This window comes from Shewanella sp. SG41-4 (genome assembly GCF_014164505.1).
In the GTDB taxonomy this organism is placed as follows: domain Bacteria; phylum Pseudomonadota; class Gammaproteobacteria; order Enterobacterales; family Shewanellaceae; genus Shewanella.
This window is the reverse complement of sequence record NZ_JACJFI010000236.1, coordinates 1-6,110: the sequence shown is the minus strand read 5'-3', so window position 1 is coordinate 6,110 and position 6,110 is coordinate 1. Positions and strand designations below refer to the sequence as shown.

General features: G+C 40.3%; 5 protein-coding genes. 2 read left to right on the top strand and 3 right to left on the bottom strand.

Translation table 11 applies throughout. The features are described from left to right. Positions 1–660 precede the first annotated feature (660 nt). Entirely contained in the window at positions 661–1,221 is a 561-nt protein-coding gene (gene gmhB / locus H5202_RS16975) for a D-glycero-beta-D-manno-heptose 1,7-bisphosphate 7-phosphatase (protein ID WP_182773118.1), read from the bottom strand. A 201-nt stretch (positions 1,222–1,422) separates the two neighbouring features. On the opposite strand from gmhB, the gene H5202_RS16970 reads away from it, so the two are divergent. Beyond that, positions 1,423–2,097: a GntR family transcriptional regulator gene (locus H5202_RS16970; RefSeq protein ID WP_182773117.1), complete on the top strand. Its 675-nt coding sequence runs from the start codon at positions 1,423–1,425 to the stop codon at positions 2,095–2,097. 119 nt (positions 2,098–2,216) lie between these two features. Then, positions 2,217–3,299, top strand: coding sequence for a ketoacyl-ACP synthase III (locus H5202_RS16965; protein ID WP_182773116.1), 1,083 nt, complete (start codon positions 2,217–2,219; stop codon positions 3,297–3,299). Between the two features lie 54 nt (positions 3,300–3,353). Here the strand turns inward: H5202_RS16965 and H5202_RS16960 are convergent, their stop codons facing one another. Further along, on the bottom strand, positions 3,354–4,043 hold the full coding sequence (locus H5202_RS16960) for an exonuclease domain-containing protein (RefSeq protein WP_182773115.1): 690 nt from the start codon (positions 4,041–4,043) through the stop codon (positions 3,354–3,356). Beyond that, positions 4,043–5,890: a DUF294 nucleotidyltransferase-like domain-containing protein gene (locus H5202_RS16955; RefSeq protein WP_182773114.1), complete on the bottom strand. Its 1,848-nt coding sequence runs from the start codon at positions 5,888–5,890 to the stop codon at positions 4,043–4,045. Before H5202_RS16955 ends, H5202_RS16960 begins: the two co-directional genes overlap by 1 nt. Positions 5,891–6,110 lie beyond the last annotated feature (220 nt).

The window sequence follows — 6,110 nt, the reverse complement described above, 5'->3', positions numbered from 1 at the left end:
AACACTCATCGTTGCATTGAGTTTAAATTTTTTGATTGCCAACATTCCGAAGAACAGAAGACAATTTCGAATAACTCAATACCTGTGAATGTCCACACAGATTACTTGATAAATTGTTAAAGAGCGGACCTGGCAACTAGCGTTAGACGCTGCGTTCCGTGTCAGTGGGGTGTATTATAGGGAAACCAATTTATAGCGCAAGGGCTTTCTATGGTTTTTATGACTATTATGGCTCAACTGCACACTATTTGAACTTAAAGCCATGTTCATGAATGTATCCGCTGACTTTTTAAACAAAAAAGGTACTCTACGGTAAACATCAAATGTATTTTCGCTATCTATATAAGGCTTATTATGCGGTTCCTAGTGGTTTAAGTCGGTAATTTAGCCTGTTGAGTCCAAAACATTGCTGAAACAACGTTAATATAACGTTAGCTCCTTAGGTCATTTTTCTTCACGCTAACGATATGCACTCTTGGGGCAGCATAACTTAATTTAGTTTCGAGGATTTGACACTGACAAATGAAATGCTGGCTAGTATATAAAGGAAGAGAATGTAAAATGAAGTAAGTAGTCAAATTGAAAATCGCTGTTCATATATAAGTTGGAGATACCTTATATATGAACAGTTGAAATAATAGCTTTGAATTTACGATTCTATTATTTTGCGAGTAATTGATTTAATAAACTTGGGACATCAGCGATACTGTCAACAACTGCAGTGGCCAGTTCAATTCCGACCTCGTCTACCACTTTACCTGAACGAACCAAAATAGCAGTGTTAACGCCAGCAGCTTTTGCTGCACGTATATCATCAGCTTTATCACCAATCATCACTGACTGACTCAGATCAATTTTCAAAAAATCAGCAGCTGAAATTAACATGCCTGGTTTTGGTTTACGGCAATCGCACTGTTGCTTATATTCACCTAAACCTTTTTCTGGATGATGTGGGCAATAATAGATACCATCAAGTTCGACGCCTTTATCGGCAAAGTTCCAATCCATCCATTCCGTTAAATGGTGAAAATCATCTTCACTGTACATACCACGAGCAATGCCAGATTGATTAGTCACTACTACTAATAGGTAACCCATCTGCTTTAATGCGAGGCAAGCTTCAAATACACCGTCGATATATTCAAAGTCGTCAACGGTATGAACATAACCATTGTCTTTATTGATCACGCCATCACGATCGAGAAATACTGCTTTATTCAACCTAATACTCCTTAAACTCTATACTGTGTCGATTATCCCATTGGGATGAATTTGGGGCCAGATAAACTGAATATTTTTATTAATTTGTTCATTTACCGCGGTTTTATGAGCTTAATCTGCATAATTGTATAGGTTTCACTTTATAAAGCGGCAGCTAAGCGTTACCCTTGCTCGAAGAAATTAGTGATTATTATAAAATACATGAGCAATATACCTCCTATTATTCATAAAACTCGCACGCAACTTGTTGTTGAGGCGCTCAGAGAACGGATCCTTTCTGGTGACATACAAGGAGGAGAACCGCTTAGGCAGTCTGCTATTGCAGAACAATTGAACGTAAGTCGCATTCCTGTTCGTGAAGCGTTAGTACAATTAGAAGCTGAAGGCTTGATTAATTTCGAACCGCATAAAGGTGCCACGGCAACGCTTTTATCTGTTGAGCAAGTCACTGAATTATTTGAATTACGCGCTATGATCGAATCTGATTTATTAGCTAAGGCCATCCCTAACCTATCTGACGACGATCTTGTCGAAGCTGAAGCCGTACTGGTTCAACTTGAGTTGGCATTTAAATTGAAAGAATCTGTAGCAAGTTGGAGTGAGCTTAACACTCGATTCCATACTCGTTTATATCAAGCTGCTAATCGTCCCCATACAATGGAAGTGGTTAACGGGTTAAACACTAATTGCGATCGTTATATTCGCCTACAGTTATTGTTTACCGGAGGGATCCCAACAGCAGAAAGGGAACATAGGGTGTTACTGGAATTATGTAAAAATCGTGATATAGAAAAGGCCACGACTTTATTACGTGAGCATATCTTGCATGCATCAGCATCAATCACGAAACTAGTAGAACAAAAAATTAAGTCATAATAACAATAACAAATCTTAGTCATGACCATTTAAGCATTTAACATCAACAGATTGAATTCAAGCTGTTGATTTTGTATATAAATTTAATTAACTATTGAAACGTATTGAGAGAACCTCTTATGCAGTATGCACACATTACCGGTTGGGGTAAGTCAGTTCCGCCCGCAACATTGACCAATGAAGATTTAGCCACATTCATGGAAACGACGGATGAATGGATTAAAACACGTACTGGTATTAGTAAGCGTAACATCAGTCATGTCAATACTTCTGAAATGGCATCGGTTGCAGCTAAGCATGAACTTGCCGCTGCAGGAATTGATGGCAGTGAATTAGATTTAATTATTCTTGCCACCGCCAGCCCTGATACCTTGATCCCAAATATTGCATCAACGGTACAGGCAAATATTGGCGCTACCTGCGGTGCATTTGATATTAATGCTGCGTGTAGTGGATTTTTGTACGGTGTTGGTTTGGCGAGCTCAATGATAAAGAGCGGCCAAAGTAAGAAAATCCTGATTATTGGTGCCGAACGTTTATCTTTTTATCTAGACTGGTCTCGACGTGAAACTGCGGTGTTATTTGGTGACGGTGCTGGTGCGGTAATACTTGAAGCAAGTGACCAACCTGGTGGCGTATTAGGTTATGAATTAAATAACGATCCTGAAGGTCGCGATATTTTAAAGTCTAACTTTGGCACCCAGATGGATAGATTTGACAATGACTCATTGGATTTTTACATTCATATCAATGGTCAAGATGTGTTTAAACGTGCGATTCATGGCATGGGAAGTTTAAGTAATAAGGTATTAGACAACTGTGGTATCAGCATCGATGATGTCGACTTTGTTATTCCGCATCAGGCAAACGAACGAATTATTGATACTCTCGTAAGCCGAATGAAAATTCCAAAAGAAAAAGCTTTCGTTAATATCGCTGATTATGGCAATACGTCAGCTGCCACTATCCCTATTGCGATTCGTGATGCGTTATCTCAAGGTAGAATTGAAGCCAATCAAACTATTCTGTCTTGTGCGTTTGGTGCGGGATTAACCTCCGCAGCCTTACTGTTAAAATGGGGCGAACGCACCACGCCAATTAACACCAGTGATGCTGCATTACCGCCTTGCGATAAAACCGCACTTGAATTGATTAAACCTGCGGTTGATTATTTTTTCAATAAAGCGAAAAGTGCTGAATAAATAGTATTGTCCGTAGAGTAGACCAGCCAGTCTCGATGACTGGCTTTTTTATTTCTAGCGATACACGTTAATTAAGTCTTTAACAGACAATTTTTTAATATCACCCATCGCCGCCACCTGAGCCAACAACAATTCTGCACAAGATAATGCATCAATAAGCGCATTGTGGGCAGAATAAACGGGTAAGCGATAACGTTCACGGCTTGCATTCAAGCGTAACGAACCTTCTTTTAATACAGACTGTTGCATTAAGCAGCGTTTCTTTTCTATGGCGAGTGTATCGATAAATACCAACGGAATTGATTGTCCAAAACAGCGTATCAATTGCTGCTGAATAAACTGGATGTCTAACGGTGCGTGGTGCGCCACCAAAATATAGCCTTTTGTTTGCGCTAAAAACCAATCAATTGCCTCTGCTAACGTCAACGCCATGTGTAATTGATTATCCACAATACCGTGAACCGTTGCACTCTGCCCTACACTGCCACTAATGGAAATCATCATATGTTGTGCTTTATCGAGCGGAATGACCCCTTTAATAATCGGTAATAAACCGATACTGATGACTTGATCATGGATTGGATCTAATCCGGTCATTTCAAGATCAATCGCCATCAATGGTGCGTCTAAAAATGATTTTGTTAACGCCGGCGATATTGCTTCTAAATACGTGTTGAGTAATGAAGGTAAAGTGCTCATGTTTTTACGCCACAACACCGCTTTTATCCACCAAAGATTGGCCACTAAAAGCTCCTCATAAACTTAAGTTTTATTCCCGCTTGGGCATCGTGTACCACTTTGAATGCATCACGAAGCTGATGGCGCATTAATGAAGAAAGATGTTGTGGCTTTAAATAATTGTTCACAGGTAAATTATTGGTTGCCTGATAGCCCTGATTAGCTAAACGCATGTGCGCGATAAACTCATGAGCATCCGCCAAGTTAAGTGCATCTTTACGATTAATAATATTAGCCTCCATTAACGCTCGGATCCGCTTCGCAGTATTAACCTCAGCAATTCCTGCACTTAACGCATACACTCTGGCAATGTCGTTAATTAATGCACTTCCTTTATGTTTTAGATCCATGCCTTTAACCTCACTACCATCACGCTCAAGGACAAACTTCCTAAAAAATCCCAATGGCGGTGATTCAGTTAATGAGTTACCTGCCATTCCGGCAAGGAAAATATCGTTATTTTGTGTAGCGGCTAATACATCATCTTGCAGGTCACTGAATAAACTCAACGGCCCAAACACTGGGCGCATGTCGAAAAATATACTTGCATGCATTAAAGCTTTTGGTTCTGGCGTATTTACCCATCTTGAAAAAAGCCCTTTCCACTTCGCTAGAGACAATCGCCATTTAGGATTTTGCGCCATAATGTCACCAGGGCAATAAATATAACCGCATTCATCTAACCCTTTGCATACTGCTTTTGTTAACGCTTCAAAATAAGCAGCGGCAAACTCATCGGGCTCGTGGGCCAGCAATAAGCCATTATCTTGGTCAGAACAAGCAACCTGATCTTGCCTGCCTTGTGAACCAAAAGCTAACCAACAAAACGCCATTGGTGCCTGACCTAAAATCTGTTGATTCAATTCAATCAGTCGACGGGTTAATGCGTCGGTTACCGACGTTAATACTCTACCAATCTCTTCAGCCCTAGCATCGGCACTGATCAAATTTTGTAACAGTAAAGGGATTTGCTTACTTACTTGAATCAGTTTCTCTATGCTAGCTTGTCGCCCTATTTCGCCAATAAGCAGTAAAGGTTGAGAACTTTGTGAACGCAATATATCTGTGCTGGTTATCATCCCTAAGGCGCGGCTACCATCAACCACTGGTAAGTGGTGAATATTATGCTCACTCATCGCCAACATTGCTTCGAACACTAATGCATTGGCGTGAGTTGTCACTGGATTGATTGTCATGGCTTGACTCACCAGCGTATTGACATCTAAGCCTTCTGCGATAATTCGATTACGTAAATCTCGATCAGTCAAAATACCGGTTAATTTTTGATTATCGATAACTAGCACCGATGACACCCGGTGTTCACGCATTAATTTAGCCGCATCCATAACACTTGCCCGAGCATCGATGATAATGGGCTGAGATGACATGATGGAAGTAATACGGCTAGTCGTAGTCAAGTCTTTGGCACTAAATTTAGTTTCATTGCGTAAGCGTTTAGCAAAAGCACGGGCAAAAAACTGGTCAAAACTGCGGTGTTCGGAACGTAATTTTGCAAACACTGATTGTGGCAAATGATAAACCAAACCATCTTCTAGAATGGCCACTTTATTAACCACTTTTTCACCCGATAATAAAGTGGAAAAACCAAAACACTCACCTTCGCCAACACGGTCAACCAACACACCTTCCGGATCGCGCACCTCAAATGCACCGCTTCGTACAATGTATAATTTCGGATTATCTTTATCGAACTCAACAAATGCAGAAGCTTTACTGTAATAACCGATGCTAATATTTCTAGCACAATATTGAATAATATTTTTGGGTAGCGTGTCAAAAGGTGAATGAGCCGCTAAAAACTGCTCTACTGGTTGTAACTCACTGGCATCCATTAAATATGTCCCTATTGTGCACAGGTTAATATTATCACTATAACAAAGCGTTTCGCTTATCTGCTATAGGACTAAAGCCCAACAAAAAGAGCGCCTAAGCGTAATGCCGTTCACTTAAGGTGAGCGGCATTTTTCCTTTTTGCGACAGGATAACCATTCTTACTCACTTTTAAGCAGCGCGGGTAACTTCTTTCTCGCTTTCCCTCTAACATAAATTGCC